This window comes from Pseudoduganella sp. UC29_71, assembly GCF_042693265.1.
GTDB lineage: Bacteria > Pseudomonadota > Gammaproteobacteria > Burkholderiales > Burkholderiaceae_D > Rugamonas.
Genome location: NZ_CP170549.1, coordinates 4491551 through 4511110, shown reverse-complemented (window position 1 = coordinate 4511110; position 19560 = coordinate 4491551). Strand labels below are relative to the sequence as shown.

General features: G+C 66.2%; 20 protein-coding genes. 7 read left to right on the top strand and 13 right to left on the bottom strand.

What is annotated here, in order from left to right; genetic code table 11:
• Positions 1–18: 18 nt before the first annotated feature.
• The 7 genes from flgF (at position 19) to flgL (ending at position 7743) form a co-directional block, all read left to right on the top strand.
• The gene (flgF, locus tag ACFJI2_RS20005; protein ID WP_377701568.1) at positions 19–762 is read left to right on the top strand and encodes a flagellar basal-body rod protein FlgF; all 744 of its coding nucleotides are present in this window, start codon (positions 19–21) and stop codon (positions 760–762) included.
• 67 nt (positions 763–829) lie between these two features.
• Positions 830–1612, top strand: a complete 783-nt coding sequence (gene flgG / locus ACFJI2_RS20000) for a flagellar basal-body rod protein FlgG (RefSeq protein ID WP_025595540.1) — start codon at positions 830–832, stop codon at positions 1610–1612.
• Positions 1613–1623: 11 nt separating this feature from the next.
• Positions 1624–2274 carry a flagellar basal body L-ring protein FlgH gene (locus tag ACFJI2_RS19995; protein WP_025595542.1) on the top strand — a complete coding sequence of 217 codons (651 nt, stop codon included), beginning with the start codon at positions 1624–1626 and terminating at the stop codon, positions 2272–2274.
• Positions 2275–2276: 2 nt separating this feature from the next.
• Positions 2277–3395 (top strand): flagellar basal body P-ring protein FlgI, encoded by a 1119-nt coding sequence (locus tag ACFJI2_RS19990; protein WP_107980876.1) that lies wholly within the window; start codon positions 2277–2279, stop codon positions 3393–3395.
• A gap of 10 nt (positions 3396–3405) precedes the next feature.
• Positions 3406–4401, top strand: a complete 996-nt coding sequence (flgJ, locus tag ACFJI2_RS19985; RefSeq protein ID WP_377701567.1) for a flagellar assembly peptidoglycan hydrolase FlgJ — start codon at positions 3406–3408, stop codon at positions 4399–4401.
• Positions 4402–4499: 98 nt separating this feature from the next.
• Complete coding sequence (flgK, locus tag ACFJI2_RS19980; protein ID WP_377701566.1) at positions 4500–6458, top strand: flagellar hook-associated protein FlgK; 1959 nt, start codon at positions 4500–4502, stop codon at positions 6456–6458.
• Between the two features lie 25 nt (positions 6459–6483).
• On the top strand, positions 6484–7743 hold the full coding sequence (gene flgL, locus ACFJI2_RS19975; RefSeq protein ID WP_377701565.1) for a flagellar hook-associated protein FlgL: 1260 nt from the start codon (positions 6484–6486) through the stop codon (positions 7741–7743).
• Here the strand turns inward: flgL and fliR are convergent, their stop codons facing one another.
• The 13 genes from fliR to fliF all read right to left on the bottom strand — a co-directional run bounded on the left by fliR (position 7744) and on the right by fliF (position 19370).
• Positions 7744–8583: a flagellar biosynthetic protein FliR gene (gene fliR / locus ACFJI2_RS19970; RefSeq protein ID WP_377701564.1), complete on the bottom strand. Its 840-nt coding sequence runs from the start codon at positions 8581–8583 to the stop codon at positions 7744–7746.
• Between the two features lie 12 nt (positions 8584–8595).
• The gene (gene fliQ, locus ACFJI2_RS19965; RefSeq protein WP_025595552.1) at positions 8596–8865 is read right to left on the bottom strand and encodes a flagellar biosynthesis protein FliQ; all 270 of its coding nucleotides are present in this window, start codon (positions 8863–8865) and stop codon (positions 8596–8598) included.
• Positions 8866–8878: 13 nt separating this feature from the next.
• Entirely contained in the window at positions 8879–9643 is a 765-nt protein-coding gene (fliP, locus tag ACFJI2_RS19960; RefSeq protein ID WP_107872718.1) for a flagellar type III secretion system pore protein FliP, read from the bottom strand.
• Complete coding sequence (gene fliO, locus ACFJI2_RS19955) at positions 9633–10355, bottom strand: flagellar biosynthetic protein FliO (RefSeq protein ID WP_377701563.1); 723 nt, start codon at positions 10353–10355, stop codon at positions 9633–9635. Before fliO ends, fliP begins: the two co-directional genes overlap by 11 nt.
• Positions 10352–10774 carry a flagellar motor switch protein FliN gene (gene fliN / locus ACFJI2_RS19950; RefSeq protein WP_025595558.1) on the bottom strand — a complete coding sequence of 141 codons (423 nt, stop codon included), beginning with the start codon at positions 10772–10774 and terminating at the stop codon, positions 10352–10354. The genes fliO and fliN overlap by 4 nt, the downstream gene beginning before the upstream one ends.
• A gap of 14 nt (positions 10775–10788) precedes the next feature.
• Positions 10789–11769 (bottom strand): flagellar motor switch protein FliM, encoded by a 981-nt coding sequence (fliM, locus tag ACFJI2_RS19945; RefSeq protein ID WP_025595560.1) that lies wholly within the window; start codon positions 11767–11769, stop codon positions 10789–10791.
• 33 nt (positions 11770–11802) lie between these two features.
• A complete protein-coding gene (gene fliL / locus ACFJI2_RS19940; RefSeq protein WP_377701562.1) occupies positions 11803–12312 on the bottom strand; it encodes a flagellar basal body-associated protein FliL in 510 nt (169 codons plus the stop codon).
• Between the two features lie 67 nt (positions 12313–12379).
• Positions 12380–13969: a flagellar hook-length control protein FliK gene (locus ACFJI2_RS19935; RefSeq protein ID WP_377701561.1), complete on the bottom strand. Its 1590-nt coding sequence runs from the start codon at positions 13967–13969 to the stop codon at positions 12380–12382.
• Positions 13970–13997: 28 nt separating this feature from the next.
• Positions 13998–14438: a flagellar export protein FliJ gene (gene fliJ, locus ACFJI2_RS19930; RefSeq protein WP_377701560.1), complete on the bottom strand. Its 441-nt coding sequence runs from the start codon at positions 14436–14438 to the stop codon at positions 13998–14000.
• A gap of 35 nt (positions 14439–14473) precedes the next feature.
• Positions 14474–15880 (bottom strand): flagellar protein export ATPase FliI, encoded by a 1407-nt coding sequence (gene fliI, locus ACFJI2_RS19925; protein WP_377701559.1) that lies wholly within the window; start codon positions 15878–15880, stop codon positions 14474–14476.
• Position 15881: 1 nt separating this feature from the next.
• A complete protein-coding gene (locus tag ACFJI2_RS19920) occupies positions 15882–16622 on the bottom strand; it encodes a flagellar assembly protein FliH (protein WP_377701558.1) in 741 nt (246 codons plus the stop codon).
• 14 nt (positions 16623–16636) lie between these two features.
• Positions 16637–17635, bottom strand: a complete 999-nt coding sequence (gene fliG, locus ACFJI2_RS19915) for a flagellar motor switch protein FliG (RefSeq protein WP_056393983.1) — start codon at positions 17633–17635, stop codon at positions 16637–16639.
• Entirely contained in the window at positions 17628–19370 is a 1743-nt protein-coding gene (gene fliF, locus ACFJI2_RS19910) for a flagellar basal-body MS-ring/collar protein FliF (RefSeq protein ID WP_377701557.1), read from the bottom strand. The genes fliG and fliF overlap by 8 nt, the downstream gene beginning before the upstream one ends.
• Between the last annotated feature and the right edge of the window lie 190 nt (positions 19371–19560).

Below are 19560 nucleotides of genomic sequence, written 5' to 3'. Positions count from 1 at the left end.
AGATAAGGGAAGGCAGCCATGGACCGCCTCGTCTACACCGCCATGACCGGCGCCAGGCATATCCTGGAGCAGCAGGCCACCACGTCGAACAACCTGGCCAACGCCACCACCACCGGCTTCCGCGCCCAGCTGGACTCGTTCCGCGCGGTGCCGGTGCAGTCGGAGGGCTTGCCGACGCGGACCTTCGTGGTCGATTCCACCGTTGGCGCGGACTTCCGCGCCGGGCCGATCCAGACCACCGGGCGCGCGCTCGACGTGGCCTTGCGCGGCGATGGCTGGATGGCGGTGCAGGCGGCCGACGGCACCGAGGCGTACACCCGCAACGGCAGCCTGAAGGTCAGCGAGAACGGCCTGCTGCAAACCACCAGCGGCCAGACCCTGATGGGCGAGAACGGCCCGGTCGCCATTCCGCCGCAGACCGAGGTGGCCATCGCCGCCGACGGCACCGTCAGCGCCATCGACACCAGCCAGACCAAGCCCGGCCCGGCCAACGTGCTGGGGCGCATCAAGCTGGTCAATCCGGACACCAAGGGCCTGGAGCGCGGCACCGACGGCCTGTTTCGCCAGAGCAGCGGCTTGCCTGCCGCGCCGGACGTCAACGTGCGCTTGGTGGACGGCGCGCTCGAGGGCAGCAACGTCAATCCGGTGGATGCCATGGTCAACATGATTTCGCTCGGGCGCCAGTTCGAAACGCAAATGAGCTTGCTGAAGAATGCCGAGAATAACGCCGCGAAAGCCACCCAGATCCTCGCTTTGACTTAACGCTGCCCCCTGCATAATGGTGGCGTGGAAAAAGCTCCGGCTGCCACGCCATTAAGGGAGAAAGCAAATGATACGATCGCTGTGGATAGCCAAGACCGGCATGGAAGCGCAGCAGACCGCGCTGGACACGGTTTCCAACAATCTGGCCAACGTCAGCACCAACGGTTTCAAGAAATCGCGCGCCGTGTTCGAGGACTTGCTGTACCAGAACGTGCGCCAGCCCGGCGCGCAATCGTCGCAGCAGACGCAGCTGCCGTCCGGCATGCAGGTGGGCACCGGCGTGCGCCCGGTGGCCATCGAGCGCATCCACACCCAGGGCAACCCGCAGGCGACCGGCAACGATAAAGACCTGATGGTCAACGGCAACGGCTTCTTCAACGTGCTGCTGCCCGACGGCACCACCGGCTACACCCGCGACGGCTCCTTCCAGCGCGACAGCAACGGCCAGATGGTGACCTCCAGCGGCTTCGTGCTGCAGCCGGCCATCACCATCCCGATCAACGCCAACAGCATCACCGTGGGCCGCGACGGCACCGTGTCCGTCACCCTGCCGGGCCAGACCGCGCCGCAGCAGATCGGCAGCATCCAGCTGTCCACCTTCATCAATCCCACCGGCCTGGAATCGAAGGGCGAGAACCTGTACGTGGAAACCGGCGCCTCCGGCGCGGCCCAGAACAACACGCCCGGCACCAACGGCACCGGCGTGATCCTGCAGGGCTACGTGGAAACCTCCAACGTCAACGTGGTGGAGGAGATGGTCAACATGATCCAGACCCAGCGCGCCTACGAAATCAACAGCAAGGCCATCACGACCTCGGACCAGATGCTGGCCAAGCTGTCGCAGCTGTAAGGAGTGCTCCCATGAAAACGTACGCTACCGTTGCGACTCTGCTGGCGCTGGCCGGCTGCGGCACCGCGCCGACCTCCATCGTGCAGGGCGAGACCACCGCGCGCCCGCTGACGCAGGCCCAGATGGCCGCGCCGACCAACGGCGCCATCTTCCAGGTGCAGGCTTACCGTCCGCACTTCGAAGACCGCCGCGCGCGCCTGGTGGGCGACGTGATCAACATCGTCATCACCGAGCGCACCTCGGCCGGCAAGAACGGCGCCAGCGCCGGCGGCAAGTCGGGCAGCGTCAACTTCAAGGCGCCGGGCCAGCTGGCCGGCACGTTCGGCAGCCAGATTACCACCAGCGCCGACAACAAATTCGCCGACAACGCCAGCCAGAGCGCCAGCAACACCTTCACCGGCACCATGGGCGCCACCGTGGTCGAGGTCCTGCCGAACGGCAACCTGATCGTGGCCGGCGAGAAGCAGATTGCGCTGGACAAGGGCGTGGAGTACATCCGCTTCTCCGGCATGGTCAATCCGGACACCATCGGCAGCGGTAACACCGTGGCCTCGACCGCCGTGGCCGATGCGCGCGTGGAATACCGCACCAGCGCCAAGATCGACCGCGCCGAAATGAACTCCATGGCGGCCCGTTTCTTCCTCAGCGTCCTGCCTTTCTGATCATGAACAAATCGACCCGACTCCTCGCCGCCGCGCTGGCCGCCCTGTGCGTGCTGGCCGGCGCCGCCCCGGCGGCCCACGCCGAGCGCCTGAAAGACCTGGCCAGCGTGGCCGGCGTGCGCCAGAACCAGCTGATGGGCTACGGCCTGGTGATCGGCCTGGACGGCACCGGCGACCAGACCACCCAGACCCCGTTCACGGTGCAGACCGTGATGTCCATGCTGCAGCAAATGGGCATCACCCTGCCTGCGGCCAACACCTTGCAGCTGAAGAACGTGGCTGCCGTCATGGTGACCACGTCGCTGCCGCCGTTCGCCCAGCCGGGCCAGCTGATGGACGTGACCGTCTCGTCCATGGGCAACGCGAAAAGCCTGCGCGGCGGCACGTTGCTGATGACGCCGCTCAAGGGCGCCGACGGCCAGGTGTACGGCATGGCGCAGGGCAATGTGCTGGTGGGCGGCGTGGGCGCGCAGTCGGGCGGCGCCTCGGTGGTGGTGAACCACCTGAGCGTGGGCCGCATTTCCGGCGGCGCCACGGTCGAGCGCGCCGTGCCGAGCGCGCTGGGCGAGGGCAACCAGATCCGCCTGGAACTGAACACCACCGATTTCTCCACCGCCAGCCGGGTGGTGGACGCCATCAACGACAAGTTCGGCGCCGGCATCGCCTACGCGCTGGACGGCCGCGTGATCCGCGTGCAGTCGCCCTCCAGCAGCGACCAGCGCGTGGCCTTCATCGGCACGCTCGAAAACCTGCAGGTGAACCCGGCCCAGATGGCCGCCAAGGTCATCATGAACGCGCGCACCGGCTCGGTGGTGATGAACCAGGCCGTGTCGCTGGAAACCTGCGCCATTTCGCACGGCAACCTGACGGTGTCGGTCTCCACCGATACCCAGGTCAGCCAGCCGGGGCCGCTGTCCGGCGGCCAGACCGTGGTCACGCAAAATCCGACCATCGACATCAAGAAGGACAGCGGCAAGGTGATGCTGGTCAAGGGCGGCGCCCAGCTGTCGGACGTGGTCAAGGCGCTCAACGCCATCGGCGCCACGCCGCAGGACTTGCTGGCCATCCTGCAGGCAATGAAGGCCGCCGGTTCGCTGCGCGCCGAACTCGAGATCATTTGAGGACGCCGCCATGATACGCCAGAGCCCGAGCGCGGTTCCCGCCTCAAACGACCTGAGCAACACGCTGGCGGCCGACGTCAAGGGCGCCGGCGCGCTGCGCAAGGGCGCCAACGCCGGCTCGCCGGAAGCGCTGAAGGGCGCGGCCACCCAATTCGAAGCCATGTTCATCAACATGATGATGAAGAGCATGCGCGAGGCCTCGCCCGGCGAAGGCATGCTGGACAACCAGCAGACCAAGATGTTCACGTCCATGCTGGACCAGCAGACCAGCCAGAACCTGGCCAAGAAGGGTGTCGGCCTGTCCGACATCCTGGTGCGGCAGTTGTCGAAACAGAACGAGCAGGCGCTGGCGCTGGGCGCCGAGCCGGCCGCGTCGGACGCGTCCGGCATCCACAACGCCGGCAACGTGGCCAGCGCGGCGGTGGCGGCAAAACTGCAGCGCGCCATCGAGGCGGCCGGCGGCGCGGCGGCGGCGTCCAGGGCCGAGGCCCAGGCCGGCGTGCCCGGCGGCAGCGCGGCCGCCATGGACAGCGGCAAGGGGTCCCAGGCGGCCCATGTGCGCGCCTTCCAGTCCAAGCTGGGCAGCCACGCCGACGAGGCCGCCAAGGCCACCGGCATCCCGGCCAAGTTCATGCTGGGCCAGGCCGCGCTCGAGAGCGGCTGGGGCAAGCGCGAAATCAAGGGCCGCGACGGCAGCAACAGCCACAATCTGTTCGGCATCAAGGCCGGGCCGGGCTGGAAAGGCAAGACGGTCGAGGCCGTCACGACCGAATACGTGAACGGCAAGCCGCAGCAGCGCGTGGAGCGTTTCCGCGCCTACGACAGTTATGCGGATAGTTTCAAGGATTACGCGAAGTTGCTTACTGATAACCCGCGCTACGAAAAAGTCCTGGCCAGCGCCGGCGACGCCAGCAAATTCGCACACGGCCTGCAGAAAGCCGGCTATGCCACCGACCCGCAGTACGCCAGCAAACTGACGCGCATTATCCAGCAATCGCTTGCCTGAATTGCCTGAAGCATAACAAAGGGCGCACTGTTGCCCACATGAATTTCAAGTTTTGGCAGCCGCTGCCGTAGACTAACCAGATAAAGAAAGTAAACACCATGTCCAGTCTTCTCAGCATCGGCAAAAGCGGCTTGCTGGCGGCACAGGTAGGCCTGTCCACCACGGGGCACAATATCGCCAACGCCAACGTGCCGGGATACAGCCGCCAGACCGTTGTGCAGTCCAACACGCCGCCGCAGGGCAGCGGCAACTTTTTCATCGGCACTGGCACCGAGGTCACCCAGATCAAGCGCCAGTACGACGATTTCCTGACCAAGCAGCTGCTGGGGGCGGAAACCAATGCCGCCAGCCTGAACAGCTTCTACGCCCAGGTCAGCCAGATCGACAACTTGCTGGCCGACAGCACCTCCGGCCTGTCGCCGGCGCTGCAGGATTTCTTCAAGGGCGTGCAGGACGCCACCGCGAACGCGGCCACGGACGCCTCGCGCAGCGCCATGCTGTCCACCGCCAACACGCTGGCGGCCCGCTTCCAGGGGCTGAACGACCGCCTCAACGAGATCAGCGACGGCGTCAACAGCCAGATCACGGCCACCGTCACCCAGATCAACTCCTATGCCGAGCAGATCGGCAAGCTGAACAACGACATCGCCGGCCTGACGGTGGACCCGTCCAAGGCGCCGAACGACCTGCTGGACCAGCGCGACCAGCTGATCAGCGAGCTCAACAAACTGGTCAAGGTCAACGTGGTCAAGGGCGACTCGAACACGCTGACCGTGTCCATCGGCACCGGCCAGCCGCTGGTGATCGGCAACCGCAATTTCGAACTGGCCACCACGCCTTCGCTGACCGACGTCAGCCGTGTGACGGTGGGGTATTCGACCGGCAACCAGATCTCGCCGCTGCCCGAGGGCGCGCTGAGCGGCGGCCAGCTGGGCGGCCTGCTGGAGTTCCGCAGCGGCGCGTTGGACCGCGCGCAGAATGAGCTGGGCCAGGTGGCAGCCGGCCTGGCGGCCAGTTTCAACGCGCAGCACAAGCTGGGCCAGGACCGCAACGGCGCGCTGGGCGGCAATTTCTTTGCCGATATTAACGCCTATGTCGGCGTGGACAGCCGCAACTCGGACCTGAGCACGGCCGTCATCAGCGGCGTGGTGAAGGACGCCAGCGCGCTCACCACCAGCGACTACGACCTCAATTTCGACGGCACCAACTACGTGCTCACGCGCGCCTCGGACGGCCAGGCCACCATCCTGACCTATCCGCAGACCACCGGGCCGCAAATGGTGGACGGCGTGGAATACACGCTGAGCGGCACGCCCGAGCCGGGCGACCACTTCCAGATCCGTCCGACCTTCCAGGCGGCGTCCGATTTCAAGGTGGCGCTGACCGACGTCGGCAAGATCGCGCTGGCCGCGCCCATCGTCACCAACGCGCCGCTGGCCAACACCGGCAACGGCAAAATCACCCCGGGCACGGTGGATGCCAACTACCTGACGCCGGGCAATCCGCTGACCGGGCCGGTCACCCTGAGCTACGACGCCGCAACGGGCGAGCTGAGCGGCTTCCCGGCCACGCAGGACGTGGTGGTGACGGCCAACGGCGTGAGCACTACCTATCCGGCCGGCACCAACGTGCCCTACACCGACGGCGCCAGCATCAGTTTCGGCGGCATCAACATCGCCATCAGCGGCACGCCGGCCAACGGCGACACTTTCTCGGTCGCCCCCAACACCGGCGGCACGCGCGACAACCGCAATGGCGCCTTGCTGGGCGACCTGCAATCGAAGAATATCCTGAACGGCGGCAAGACCACCTACCAGAGCGCCTACGCGTCCATGGTCAACTTCGTCGGCAACAAGACCAGCGAAGTGATGATAGGCGCCAGCGCGGCGGAAGCGGCGGTCAAGCAGGCGTCCAACGCGCAACAGAGCGTGTCGGGCGTTAACCTGGACGAGGAAGCGGCCAACCTGCTGCGTTACCAGCAAGCCTACCAGGCCTCGGGCAAGGTGATGCAAATCGCCAGCACGCTGTTCGACACGCTGCTGAGCCTGGGCAACTAAGTATGAGAAGCAAGGAAGAGCGATCATGAGCATGCGCATCAGTTCCAAGACCATCTTTGACAACGGCGTGGGCCAGCTCGGCACGCTGCAGTCATCGCTGGCCAAGACCCAGCAGCAGCTGGCCACCGGCCGCCGCGTGCTGACCCCGGCCGACGACCCGATCGCCTCGGCGCGCGCGCTGGAAGTGACGCAGTCGCAATCGATCAACACGCAACTGGCCACCAACCGCTCCAACGCGCGCGCCTCGCTGTCGACCGAGGAAGTGGCGCTGAGTTCGGCCACCGCCTTGTACCAAGACATCAAGAAGCTGGCAGTGGACGCCGGCAACGGCACCATGACCAATAAGGACCGCGAATCGCTTGCGGTGGAGCTGGAAGGGCGGCTGCAGGATCTACTGGGTATTGCCAATACGGCGGACGGCTCTGGCGGCTACATCTTTTCCGGCTTCAAGGACAGCATTCCGTTTTCGCTCACCCCCACTGGGGCTGCCTACCAGGGCGACCAGGGCGAGCGCGTGCTGCAGGTGGGATCGTCGCGCAGCATCAGCATCACCGATTCGGGCACCGCCATTTTTGAGAACAACAACACCGGCAACGGCAGTTTCAAGACCGGCGCCGATCCGGCCAATTACGATCGCGGCGGCACCGGCATTATTTCGCCGGGCGCCGTGACGAACGCCAGCGCGCTGACCAACCACCAGTACGCCATCAACTTTACGGTGGTGCCGGCCACGCCGGGCGTGCCCAAGGTGACCACATACACGGTGATGGACCTGACGGCGGGGACGCCGGTACCGCCCGCGCCGGACCCGGCCGACCCCATCCCCTATGTGAGCGGCCAGAGCATCAGCTTCGACGGCCTGCAGTTCGAGATCAAGGGCGATCCGGCGGACCAGGACAGTTTCACAGTGGACCCGAGCGACAAGAAATCCGTGTTCGAGACCATGAAGGAGCTGCTGGCGGCGCTGCGCCAGAACGGCGAAGGTCCGGCGGGCCAGGCACGCCTGAGCAACGTGCTGAACCAGGTGAATTCGAATATCGACAACGCCTCGGACAACCTGCTGTCGGTGCGGGCCTCGCTGGGCGCGCGCCTGAAAGAACTGGACTACCTGGACAGTTCCGGGGACGACCTGAACATCCAATACGCCACCACCTTGTCCAACCTGACGGAAGTGGACACCATCCAGGCCATTTCCCTGTTCACCCAGCAGCAGATCAACCTGGAAGCGGCGCAGAAGTCGTACAAGACGCTGACAGGCTTGTCGCTGTTCAATTACATCGGCTGATTACATCCCCTGGCCGCGCGGCGCGGCCGGCGCCGGCTGCGGCGGGCGCGGCTCGCGCTCGGCCCAGCTGCGCGGGAACTGCCGTGCGCTCTCTATGCCCTGGTTGAACAGCTTCTCCAGCGGCGTGGCCATGTAGGGCAAGGTCATGGCCAGCACCAGGAAACCGATACCCAGCGTGATCGGGAAGCCGATGCCGAACAGGTTCAGCTGCGGCGCGGCCCGCGTCAATATCCCCAGTGCCACGTTGGTAATGAGCAGCGCGGCCACGATGGGCAGCGCCAGTTGCATGCCGGCGCTGAACACCCGTCCGCCCCAGTCCGCCACATGCTTGAAGCCGCCGCCGGCGACCGGCACGCCGGACACCGGCAGCGTCTGGAAGCTCTCGGCCAGCGCCGACAGCAGCACCAGGTGGCCGTTCACCGACAGGAAGGCCAGCGTGGCCACCAGCGCCAGAAACTGGCTGATGGCCGACGAGCGGCCCTGGGTGTTGGGATCGAAGAAGGTGGCAAAGCCCAGGCCCATGGTCAGGCTGCTGATCTCGCCGGCCATCTCAATGGCGGCCAGCACGATGCGCAAGGTGAAGCCCATGGCCACGCCCACCAGCAGTTCCTGCACCAGGATCAGCAGGCCGGCATAGGACATGGGGTCGGCGGCCGGCATGGCCGGGACGGTGGGCGCGATCACCATGGCCAGCAGCACGCCCAGCGCCACCTTGACGGTGGTGGGCACGGCGCGGTTGCCGAACACGGGCGCGGCGGAAATCAGGCCGAGGATGCGCGTGAGCGGCCACAGCAGGGAGGCGATCCACGTGTTGATGTCGGCGGTGGAGAGCGTAATCACCGGGCGCAACCGCTAGTTGACCAGGCCGGGGATGCCTGTGAACACATTGCGCATATAGTCCAGCATGACCGACAGCATCCACGGCCCGGCCACCACCAGCGCCACGAACACACCCACCAGCTTGGGGATGAAGGACAGCGTGGCTTCGTTGATCTGGGTGGCGGCCTGGAAGATGGACACCACCAGGCCGATCACCAGCGCCACCAGCAGCATGGGCGCGGCCACCATCAGGGTCACCTCCATGGCGATGCGGCCCATCGTCATGACGCTTTCGGGTGTCATGCGCGCTCCTTCATCAGTAGAAACTCTGGGCCAGCGAGCCGATCAGCAGTTGCCAGCCGTCCACCAGCACGAACAGCATCAGCTTGAAGGGCAGCGAAATGACGGCGGGCGACATCATCATCATGCCCATGGACATCAGCACCGACGCCACCACCATGTCGATGATGAGGAAGGGGATGAAGATGGCAAAGCCGATCTGGAATGCGGTCTTCAGTTCGCTGGTGACGAAGGCGGGGATCAGCACGCGCAGCGGCACGTCTTCCGGGCCTTGCAGCGCCGGTGTGCGCGACAGCTTGACGAACAGCGCCAGGTCGGCCTGGCGGGTCTGCCTGAGCATGAAGGACTTGAGCGGCGCGGCGCCTTTCTCCAGCGCCTGCTGCATGGTGATCTTGCCGTCCTGCAGCGGCAGATAGGCTTCGCCGTAAATCTTGTCGAGCACCGGCCCCATCACGAACAGGGTCAGGAACAGCGCCAGGCCCACCATCACCTGGTTGGGCGGCGCCGACTGCGTGCCCATGGCCTGGCGCAGCAGCGACAGTACGATGATGATGCGGGTAAAGCTGGTCATCATCAGCAGCGCGGCCGGGATGAAGGTCAGCGCCGTCATCAGGATCAGCGTCTGCAGCGACAGGCCGTAGTTGGTGCCGCCGCCGCCGGCCGGGGTGGCCGTGAAGGCCGGGATGGTCGGATCGGCGCCGGCCCACAGCGGCACGGCCGCCAGGCCCGCCGCCAGCAGGCACTTCAGGACGGCGGCGGACTTGCCTTGCTTATTTGCCATTACGTTTTTCTATCGTCTGTTTGAACCATTCGGCGAAGTTGGCGCCGGGCAGGGCGCCGGGCGCGCCCGTGGCGTTGTCGAACGCGGCAGCGTTTTCCTGGCGCGGCAAGGTGGCCAGCGAGTTCATGCGGCCGGGCGAGGCGCCCACGACGATCCAGTGCTCGCCCACTTCCACCACCAGGATGCGCTCGCGCGCGCCGACGCTGAGCGCGCCGACCAGCTTGACGTTGGCGCCGCCGGTGATGGTTTTCGGGCCGAAGCGCTTCAGCAGCCAGGCCAGGCCGACCAGCAGGGCCAGCACCAGGATCAGCGAGAAGACCGTAGTCAGCAGGCTGCCGGTGGCGGTGGGCGCCTGTGCCGGGTCGATGCCGGCCGGGGCAGGGCGGGCGCCGGCCAGCGCGGCTTGCTGTTCGGGCGTGGCGGCCGGCAGGGAGGCAGGGGCGGCCGGCGCCGTGGCGGTCGCGTTGCCGGCGTTGGCCATGCCGGTGGTGGCCGCAGCGGTGGTCGCCGCGGTGGCGGCAGCGGCGGCGCTGCCCGCTTGCGCGGCGGCGGGCAGGGCGGCCGGGTCGGGCGCGGCGGCGGGCTTTGCGGGGGACGAAATCGAACCGGAGGCGGTTTGCGCCGCCAGCGCCGGGGTTGCGGCGAACACGGCGGCCGCAGCCAGCGCGGCCAGGGCGGCCGTGGACGCGGCAAACGGGAAAGCAGGCTTCATTTATTCAGTTTTCGGATGCGTTCGGAAGGCGTAATGATGTCGGTCAGGCGGATACCGAACTTGTCGTTCACCACCACCACTTCGCCCTGGGCGATCAGGCAGCCGTTTACCAGCACGTCCATCGGCTCGCCGGCCAGGCCGTCCAGTTCCACCACCGAGCCCTGCGCCAGCTGCAGCAGGTTCTTGATGGCGATCTTGGTGCGGCCCAGTTCCACCGTCAGCTGCACCGGGATATCGAGGATGAAATCGATATCGTTGTGCGTCTCGGTCTTCGAAGGCTGCTTGGAAAAGTCCTGGAACACGGCCGCCTGCGCGGCCGCCTGCTGGTTCTGCAGCGCCTCGGCTTCCGCCTTGGCCTGCTCGGCGATCGCGGCGCCCCAATCATCATCCAAGCTTTGATCGTCTTGATTATCCGACATGTTTCTCTCCAGAATTACTTAGTATTATCGGCGTTCGCCAGTAATTTCTCTACTTTTAATGCGTACTGGCCGTTCAGCACCCCGTAGGTGCAGTCCAGCACCGGCACGCCGTCCACGGTGGCCTCTATGCTTTCCGGGATATTGAGCGGGATGATGTCGCCCACGCGCATGTTCAGGATTTCGTCGAACGACACCTTGGCCGTGCCCAGCGAAGCGACCAGCTCCACCTCGGCGATCTGGATCTGCTGCGTCATCAGGCGTATCCAGCGCTTGTCCACTTCCAGCGCCTCGCCCTGCAGCGAGGAGGTCAGCGCGTCGCGGATCGGTTCGATCATCGAATACGGCATGCAGAAGTGGATCTGGCCGGACACCGAACCCAGCTCCACCGTGAAGGTGGACGCCACCACCACCTCGTTCGGCGTGGCGATGTTGGCGAACTGCGTATTCATTTCCGAGCGGATGTACTCGAATTCCACCGGGTACACCGGCTCCCACGACTTGGTGTAAGCCTCGAACACGATATCGAGGATGCGCAGGATGATGCGCTGCTCGGTCTGCGTGAAGTCGCGGCCCTCGACGCGGGTGTGGAAGCGGCCGTCGCCGCCGAACAGATTGTCCACCAGCAGGAACACCAGGCCCGGGTCGAACACCATCAGCGCGGTGCCGCGCAGCGGCTTCATGTGCACCAGGTTGAGGTTGGTCGGCACCACCAGGTTGCGGATGAACTCGCTGTATTTGGAGACCCGCACCGACCCCACCGACACCTCGGCGCTGCGGCGCAGGAAGTTGAACAGGCCCACGCGCAGCAGGCGCGCGAAGCGCTCGTTGATGATCTCGAGCGTCGGCATCCGGCCCCGGACGATGCGCTCCTGGGTGGCCAGGTTATAGGTTCTGACTCCCGCGACTTCTTCCGGCGCCGCAGCGTCGTCCTGGTCGCCATTGACGCCCTTTAAAAGGGCATCAACTTCTTCCTGGGAGAGAAAATTATCAGCCATGGCTTTCTACTGGTTGGGCTTTGCTAATACGGGTTACTGAATGATGAAGGAGGTAAACAGCACCTCCGTCACGTCCTGCTGCGGGCCGCGGTCTTCGAACGGCGCGCGCACCTGCTCCATGATTTCGGCGCTCAGCTGCTGCTTGCCTTCGGGCGTGTTGATCTCGGACGCCTTCTTGCTCGACAACAGCAGCAGCAAACGGCTGCGCACCTTGGGCATATTGTTCTTGATGACTTCCACTTCCTCCAGGCCGCCCACCTGCAGGGTGAAGGCCAGCTGCAGGTACTGCTCGCCGTTTTCCGGCTGCAGGTTGACGGTGAACGGTTCTATCGTCACGTACACCGGCGGGCCTGCCTTGTGCGAGGCGGCTTTCTTTTGCTTGGTGGGCGCTTCGTCGCCGCCCTTGAGCATGAACCAGGCGCCGCCGCCGCCGGCTGCGGCCAGCACGGCAACCAGGCCGAGGATCAGCACCAGCTTCTTCGAATTGGCCGGAGCGGCAGCCTCTGCCTTAGGTTCCGCTTTTAATTTTGGATTCGCTTTCAAAGTTACCCTTGCAGCTCAAGTGGATCATGTCGCCATTATGGCACGCCTTGGGTGCCGGTCAGGATGGTCAGGCGAAGGTATCGACCATGCCGAGCGCGCGCTGGCGCGGCGCCGGCGCAACAGGTGCGCCATCGTCGCTGCCGCTGTCGCCGCCCATGCCGGCGCGGCCGCCCCGGCCGCCGCCTTGCTGCGCCGACCGGGCCTGCGCCTGGTCGAAGCCGTTGTTTTGATCCGACATGCCGGCCGACACGGTGGCGTTGCCCAGCTGGATGCCGGCCTCGCTCATCATTTCACGCAGGCGCGGCATGGCCGCTTCCAGCGCGGCGCGCACTTCCGGCTGGGCCGAGGTGAAGCTGGCGCTGGCCGAGTCGTTCGACACGTTCAGCACCACCTGCAGCGGGCCTAGGTCGGGCGGATTCAGTTCCAGCGTGGCGCTCTGCTCGCCGCCGCCCACCATCCACACCACTTTCTGGCCCACCTGCTGGTCCCAGGCCGAAGTGCCCACGCGCGCCGGCAGCTGGTTCGATGCGGCCGGGTTGGCTGCGCTGGCGGCCTGGGTGGTGGCCAGCTGGGCTTGCGCGGCGGGCGCCACGGTGGGCTGCGCGGCGGCGGCTGGCGCGGCGTCCTCCAGCAGGGCGGCGAAATCGGTTTTGGCGTCGCGCGCGGCGGCCGGCAGGGCATCGGCGCCCGGCTGGGCGCTGCCGGCCCGGGCTTGCGCCGCGGCGTCCGGCGCGGCTTGCGCGCGGCCGCTGCCGGCATCGGTTGCGTCTTGCGGCTGCGCGTCGGCCCGGTGCTTGGAGGCAGCCTCCAGCGCGGCCTTGATGGCGGCAGCGTCGATGGCCGATGGGGCTGCGTCGGCAGTCTGTGTCTCCAGCGCGATGGCGCCATCGGCCTGCGCGGCGGCCGCTTCCGGCTGGACCTGTGCGGCGTCCGGCAGCAAGCCTGCAAGCGCATCGGCGGGCTTGGCGGTGGCGGTGGCGCTTGCGGTTGCGCCTGCGGCGCCGGCGTCCGCCGCGCTGGCGCTTGCCGGGGCAGCTTGCGGATTGAAGGCTGCCATCAGGGCCAGCATGGCGGCCATCGGATCGGCCGCGGCTTGCGCTGCCGCGGCTTCCGCTGCGGCTGCATCGGCGGCGCCGGCGGCAGCGTCACCGCCTGCTGCTGTGCCGCTGTCCTGGCCTGCCTGGGCATGTGTGCTGGCGTCCGGCGGCGCGCCGCCTGCCGCCTGGGCCGCGCCATTGGCGGCGCCGGCCGGCTGGCCGTCCGTGGCTGCGTCGGCCGGACGGGCGGACGGGTTCGCGGCGGTGCCGGACTTGGCGGACGCCGCCGAAGCATTGGCCGCGTTCGCGGACGCAGTGGCGGCGTTGGCATTCGCGGATGCGTTGGCCGGCTGCTGCGGCGCTGCCGGCTTGGCTTGCGCGGCGGAACGGGCCTGCTGGTTCTGGCTGGCGGCGCGGCTGGCGTTTTGCTGCTGGGCCGGCTTGGCCGGGCTGGCCGCGCCGGCCGGCGCTGCCTGGCGCATCCACGCCTGGCGCTGCTCGATCTGGCGCGTCAATGCCTGCTGGAACTGGTTGTCCGGCGCCGGCGACGCGGCCCTGGCCGCTGGCGCGCCGGAATTCGCACCGGTGCCGGTGGTGGTCGTGATGAGCGGTGTCTGCATGTTGGCGCCGTATGGTGATGTACTTGAATTAACGTTTATAGAATGATTGCCTTGCGGCGTGTTCGTCCATGGCCTTCTGGTCGCGCTTGGCTTCCTGCTTGAGCGCCTGCGCCTGCGCGCGGTCGTTCAGCGTGGAGTAGGACATGCGCTTGCGCTCCGCGTCCTGCCACATGCATTTCTCCTGCTCGCCCTTGCGCTGGCTGTGGCGCAACACTTCTTCCTGGCCTTTGATCGCGGTGTCCAGCTTCTCCATGAAAGCCTGGAAGTTGCGGTAAGCCATGGGCGTGATGCCGGCCAGCTGGCTGGCTTCGAAACGCTTGCCGTATTCGTCGCGGTAGCCCACCAGCATGTTCAGTTTCTCCTCGGCGTCCGCTACCGCCTTCAGGGCCATGCCCAGGCGCTTGGCGGCGTCGTCGGTTTCGCGGCGGGCCAGTTCGATCAGTGTTTCAAGTTGAGATTGGGAGGCCATGATGGTTCATTATAGGCTTCCGGCGTAGCCGTCAATCAATCGAACAGAGCGGACAATTGCCCCAAACTCTCGAGCATATCGACGCGCTCCGTGATCTGTTGTTGCAAAAAGTGCTCAATACTTTCATGCAAGCTGATGGCCTGGTCCAGTACCGGATCGCTGCCGGGACTATAGGCGCCCACGGCGATCAGGTCGCGGCTGCGCTCGTAGCGCGAGAACAATTGCTTCAGGTGGCGCGCGCGGGTCTGGTGCTCGTGCGAGGTGATCGAATGCATGGCGCGGCTGATCGATTGTTCGATGTCGATGGCCGGGTAGTGGCCCGCCTCGGCCAGGCGCCGGTTCAGCACGATGTGGCCGTCCAGGATGGCGCGCGCCGAGTCGGCGATCGGGTCCTGCTGGTCGTCGCCCTCGGTGAGCACGGTGTAGAAGGCGGTAATCGAGCCGCCGCCCATTTCGCCGTTGCCGGCCCGCTCCACCAGGATGGGCAGCTTGGCGAACACCGACGGCGGATAACCCTTGGTGGCGGGCGGCTCGCCGATGGCCAACGCGATTTCGCGCTGCGCCATGGCATAGCGGGTCAGCGAATCCATGATCAGCAGCACGTTCTTGCCCTGGTCGCGGAAATACTCGGCGATGGCGGTGGAGTAGGCCGCGCCCTGCATGCGCATCAGCGGCGGCGTGTCGGCCGGGGCCGCCACCACCACGGAGCGCGCCAGGCCTTCCTCGCCCAGGATCTGCTCGATGAATTCTTTTACTTCACGTCCCCGTTCGCCGATCAGGCCCACCACGATCACGTCGGCCTCGGTGTAGCGCGCCATCATGCCCAGCAGCACGGACTTGCCGACGCCGGAGCCGGCGAACAGGCCCATGCGCTGGCCGCGTCCCACGGTCAGCATGGCGTTGATGGAGCGCACGCCCACGTCCAGCGTTTCCACGATGGGCGCGCGGCCCAATGGATTGGCCGGGCGCACGTTGATCGGCGCGCTCTCGGTGGTGTGCAGCGGACCGAGGTTGTCCAGCGGACGGCCGGCGCCGTCCAGCACGCGGCCCAGCAGTTCCGGGCCGACCGGCAGGTGGCGCGCGCGGTCGCTGGGGCGGCGGCGCGGGTGCGTGACGCTGCCGGGGCGGGGAATGGTCGGTTCGATGGGGAACACGCGGGTGCCGGGCACGATGCCTTCGACGTCGCTTTGCGGCATCAGGAACAGGCGGTCGCCTTCAAAGCCCACCACTTCGGCTTCCACCTTGCCGCCGGACGGCAGTGGCACGGTGCAGGCGGCGCCCACCGCCAGGCGCAGGCCCACGGCCTCCATCACCAGGCCTGCCACGCGCGTGACGCGGCCCGACACTTGCATCGGCTCCACGAACTCGGTCAGTGCGGCGCAGTCGTTCAGGTAGGCGCGCCAGCGGCCGGCATGCAGATTGGGTTGGGAGGCGCCGGCCATGTCAGTCCAGCCAGCCCACGTCTTTGCCCAGCGCATAGGTCAGGCGCTGCCAGCGGGTGGAGGCCTGGGCGTCGATCTGGTTGCTGGCGGTGTCGATCTTGCAGCCGCCGCGTTCAATCTGAGGGTCTTCGATGACGCGCCAGCCGCCCTTGTCCAGCTCCTCGCCTATGCCTACGCGCACGGTTTTCGCGTCCTCCGGGTTGAGCATGAGCAGCGCGGGCTGCTGCAGCACCGGCAGGTATTCGATGGCTTCGCGCACGATGGGCAGGATCAGTTCGGGCTTGACCTGCAGCGACTGCTTGAGCATGCCCTTGGCCAGCTGCAGCGCCAGTTCCAGCACCTCGGCCGAGATCAGCTGGTCGGCGTCCTGCAGCGCGGTGCTGAAGTTGCCGGCCAGCTCGCGCAGCGGCGCCAGTTCCAGGTCGGTGGCTTCCTTGCCCAGTGCAATGGCGTCCGCATGGCCCTCGGCGTGGCCGGCCGCGTAGCCCTTGTCGTAGCCGTCGATGCGGGCCTGCTCGCGGATGGCGGCCAGTTCTTCCTCGGTGGGGTAGTCGGGAGGAGGCGGTTCCTGTTCCAGGTATTGGTCCTGCTCGGCCTCCGCGTGCACGGGCGGCGGCGCCAGCGCGGCCTGCGCGGCCGCTTCCGCTTCGCGCGCGGCCACCGCACTGGGGCGGAAGTCGCCAAAGGACTTCATTTCCCAGCGCTGGAAGGCGGTCTGCTGTTCTTTCGGTATCTGTGCCATGTAACTCTATCAACTTAGACGAAGGAATCTTCGCCTTTGCCGCCCAGCACGATCTGACCTTCGTCGGCCAGACGGCGCACGATCTGTAGGATCTGCTTCTGCTGTGTTTCCACTTCGGACAGGCGCACCGGTCCTTTCGATTCCAGGTCTTCGCGCATCATTTCGCTGGCGCGCGCCGACATGTTCTTGAAGATCTTGTCGCGCAGGTCCTGCGAGGCGCCTTTCAGCGCAATGATCAGCATTTCCGACTGCACTTCGCGCAACAGCAGCTGGATGCCGCGGTCGTCGATGTCGATCAGGTTGTCGAACACGAACATCTCGTCCATGATCTTCTGCGCCATGTCGTTGTCGTAGTTCTTGATGTTGTCCATCACCGAACTTTCCTGCTCGCCGCTCATGAAGTTCAGAATCTCGGCCGCCGCGCGCACGCCGCCCAGGGTCGATTTCTTGATGTTTTCATTGCCCGACAGCAGCTTGGTCAGCACGTCGTTCAGCTCGCGCAGCGCGGCCGGCTGCACGCCGTCCAGGGTGGCGATGCGCAGCACCACGTCGTTGCGCAGGCGGTCCGTGAAGTGTCCCAGGATTTCGCAAGCCTGGTCGCGCTCCAGGTGCACCAGGATGGTGGCGATGATCTGCGGGTGCTCGTTGCGTATCAGTTCGGCGACCGATTGCGAATCCATCCACTTCAGCGATTCGATGCCGGAGGCGTCCTTGCCGCCCAGGATGCGCGACAGCAGCACCGACGCCTTGTCGTCGCCCAGCGCCTTGGTCAGCACCTGGCGGATGTACTCGTCCGAATCCAGGCCCACGGTGGAGGCGGCCGCCACCTGATCGCGGAAGTCGTCCAGCGTGTCGACCACTTGCTCGTGCGGCACGTTTTTCATCGTGGCCATGGCCGCGCCCAGCTTCAGCACCTCGCGCGGGCCGAGGAATTTCATCACCTCGGCCGCTTCGCTCTCGCCCATCGCCAGCATCAGGATGGCCGCTTTTTGCAGTCCGGTAGAATCAGTCATTTGCGCCTATCCATGCTTTGATGACGTTGGCGACGATGCGCGGATCGTCCGCGGCCAGTTTCTTCGCCAGCGCCAGGTTGTCGCGGTATGTCCGCGCGGTATTTTCTTCCATTTTAGCCATTTCCTCGGCCATGATCTCTTCCGGCGTCGGCCCCACCGGCTCCTCGATGACCGGCTCTTCCGGTTCAGGCTCGGGCTCGTTGATCTCGTCGATCTTCTTGAACACCGGCCGCATCATAGGCCGCACGATGCGCAGCAGGATGTACAGCAGGATCAGCGCGGTGATCAGGAACTTGGCCAGCTCCTTGGCCAGCGGCAGGTTGGCCGGGTCGCGCCACCAGTCCAGCACCACCGGCGGCTCGAAGGGCTTGTCGACGCCGTCGAACGGCGCGTTGGCCACGCTCAGCGAGTCGCCGCGCTCCTGGCTGTAGCCCATGGCTTCCTTCACCAGGCTCTGGATCTTGGCCATTTCCTCCGGCGTGAACGGCTTGATGGTGACCTTGCCGGTCTTGGCGTCCACGATGCGGCGGTAGTTGATGACCACGCCCACCGTCATGCGCTTCAGGCCGGCCATGGCCTTCTGCTCGTAGCGCACGGTCTTGTCGACTTCGAAATTGGTGGTCGATTCCTTGTGGTTCGGCAAGCCGTTGGCGGCCGTTGCCGTGCTGCCCGGCGGCGTGCCCGGCGCCGGGGCGGCGCCCGGCGGCGTGGTGGTCAGCGGCGCGGTGGCCGTGCCAGGCGGCTGGTTCGACAGCGCGCCCGGCACGCCGTTCGGATTGGCGTTGCCGGCGCCGTTGGTCTCGCTGCTCTGCTGGCTGCGGATGGCGGACGCTTCCGGCGGAGAATTCGGCTTGTACGACTCGGCCGCCTGCTCGACGGCGGCGAAGTCCACGTCGGCCACCGCCTCGGCGCGCACATTGCCTTCGCCGACGATGGGCAGCACGATGGATTCCACCTGCTTGATCACCTGCTTCTGCAGTTCTTGCACGTATTTGAGCTGGCTGGCGTCCAGGTTCTTGTTGGCGCCGGCGCCGTTCTTGTTGGTGTCCGACACCAGGTTGCCGGCCTGGTCCACCACAGTCACGTTGGACGGCATCAGCTGCGGCACTGACGAGGCCACCAGGTGCACGATGGCCTGCACTTGCGCCGGCTCGATCTGGCGGTTGGGATGCAGGTGCAGCATCACCGAGGCGGTCGGCTTCTGCTGCTCGCGCACGAACACGCTGTCCTTGGGCATGGCCAGGTGCACGCGGGCCGAATCGACCGCCGCGATGGACTGGATCGAGCGCGCCAGCTCGCCTTCCAGCGCGCGCTGGTAGTTCACCTGTTCGAGGAATTGCGACACGCCCAGCTTCTGGTTCTCCATCAGCTCGAAGCCCACGTTGCCGCCCTTGGGCAAGCCCTGCGCGGCCAGCTTCAGGCGCGCGTCGTGCACCTGCTCGGTGGGCACCAGGATGGCGGTGCCGCTTTCCGAGAACTTGTGCTTGATCTGCATCTGGTCCAGCGCCGCCGTGATGGCGCCGCCGTCGCGGTCGGTGTAATTGGAGAACAGCACGCCGTAGGCGGGCGGCTGGTTCCACAGCCACAGCGCGATGATGATGGCGATCACGCCGGCCGCGCCGGCGCCCATCATCACCCGTTTGCCCAGCGTGGTCTGGAAGAAGGGCGGCTTGGCCTCGGGCTGGGCCGGGTCCGCTGCTTCGTCGATCTCGATTTGTTCCGCTGCTGCTGCCATGGCTGGTGTGTATTCGTTGGTTTGAGGGAATGCGCCTGTTGCACATTATGGTGGTAAGCAGCCTCCGCCAATCGCAGGAAAAGCAGGCTGTTTACCGGCCTGCTTCTGGCAGCGGCTTGCCATGTGGACAGGTATTCTGGCAGCACTGATCATTGCGCCGCCTATTGTAGCGCGGCATCACCGCATGATT

Bases quoted from the DNA above. Each gene is read 5' to 3' on its own strand.
- ACFJI2_RS19995 (WP_025595542.1), top strand. From the start codon at position 1,624: ATGAAAACGTACGCTACCGTTGCGACTCTGCTGGCGCTGGCCGGCTGC.
- fliF (WP_377701557.1), bottom strand. From the start codon at position 19,370: ATGGCAGCAGCAGCGGAACAAATCGAGATCGACGAAGCAGCGGACCCG.
- flgJ (WP_377701567.1), top strand. From the start codon at position 3,406: ATGATACGCCAGAGCCCGAGCGCGGTTCCCGCCTCAAACGACCTGAGC.
- fliJ (WP_377701560.1), bottom strand. From the start codon at position 14,438: ATGGCCTCCCAATCTCAACTTGAAACACTGATCGAACTGGCCCGCCGC.
- fliN (WP_025595558.1), bottom strand. From the start codon at position 10,774: ATGTCGGATAATCAAGACGATCAAAGCTTGGATGATGATTGGGGCGCC.
- fliQ (WP_025595552.1), bottom strand. From the start codon at position 8,865: ATGACACCCGAAAGCGTCATGACGATGGGCCGCATCGCCATGGAGGTG.
- ACFJI2_RS19920 (WP_377701558.1), bottom strand. From the start codon at position 16,622: ATGGCACAGATACCGAAAGAACAGCAGACCGCCTTCCAGCGCTGGGAA.
- flgL (WP_377701565.1), top strand. From the start codon at position 6,484: ATGAGCATGCGCATCAGTTCCAAGACCATCTTTGACAACGGCGTGGGC.
- fliI (WP_377701559.1), bottom strand. From the start codon at position 15,880: ATGGCCGGCGCCTCCCAACCCAATCTGCATGCCGGCCGCTGGCGCGCC.
- ACFJI2_RS19990 (WP_107980876.1), top strand. From the start codon at position 2,277: ATGAACAAATCGACCCGACTCCTCGCCGCCGCGCTGGCCGCCCTGTGC.
- fliM (WP_025595560.1), bottom strand. From the start codon at position 11,769: ATGGCTGATAATTTTCTCTCCCAGGAAGAAGTTGATGCCCTTTTAAAG.
- flgK (WP_377701566.1), top strand. From the start codon at position 4,500: ATGTCCAGTCTTCTCAGCATCGGCAAAAGCGGCTTGCTGGCGGCACAG.
- flgG (WP_025595540.1), top strand. From the start codon at position 830: ATGATACGATCGCTGTGGATAGCCAAGACCGGCATGGAAGCGCAGCAG.
- flgF (WP_377701568.1), top strand. From the start codon at position 19: ATGGACCGCCTCGTCTACACCGCCATGACCGGCGCCAGGCATATCCTG.
- fliO (WP_377701563.1), bottom strand. From the start codon at position 10,355: ATGAAGCCTGCTTTCCCGTTTGCCGCGTCCACGGCCGCCCTGGCCGCG.
- fliG (WP_056393983.1), bottom strand. From the start codon at position 17,635: ATGACTGATTCTACCGGACTGCAAAAAGCGGCCATCCTGATGCTGGCG.
- fliP (WP_107872718.1), bottom strand. From the start codon at position 9,643: ATGGCAAATAAGCAAGGCAAGTCCGCCGCCGTCCTGAAGTGCCTGCTG.
- ACFJI2_RS19935 (WP_377701561.1), bottom strand. From the start codon at position 13,969: ATGCAGACACCGCTCATCACGACCACCACCGGCACCGGTGCGAATTCC.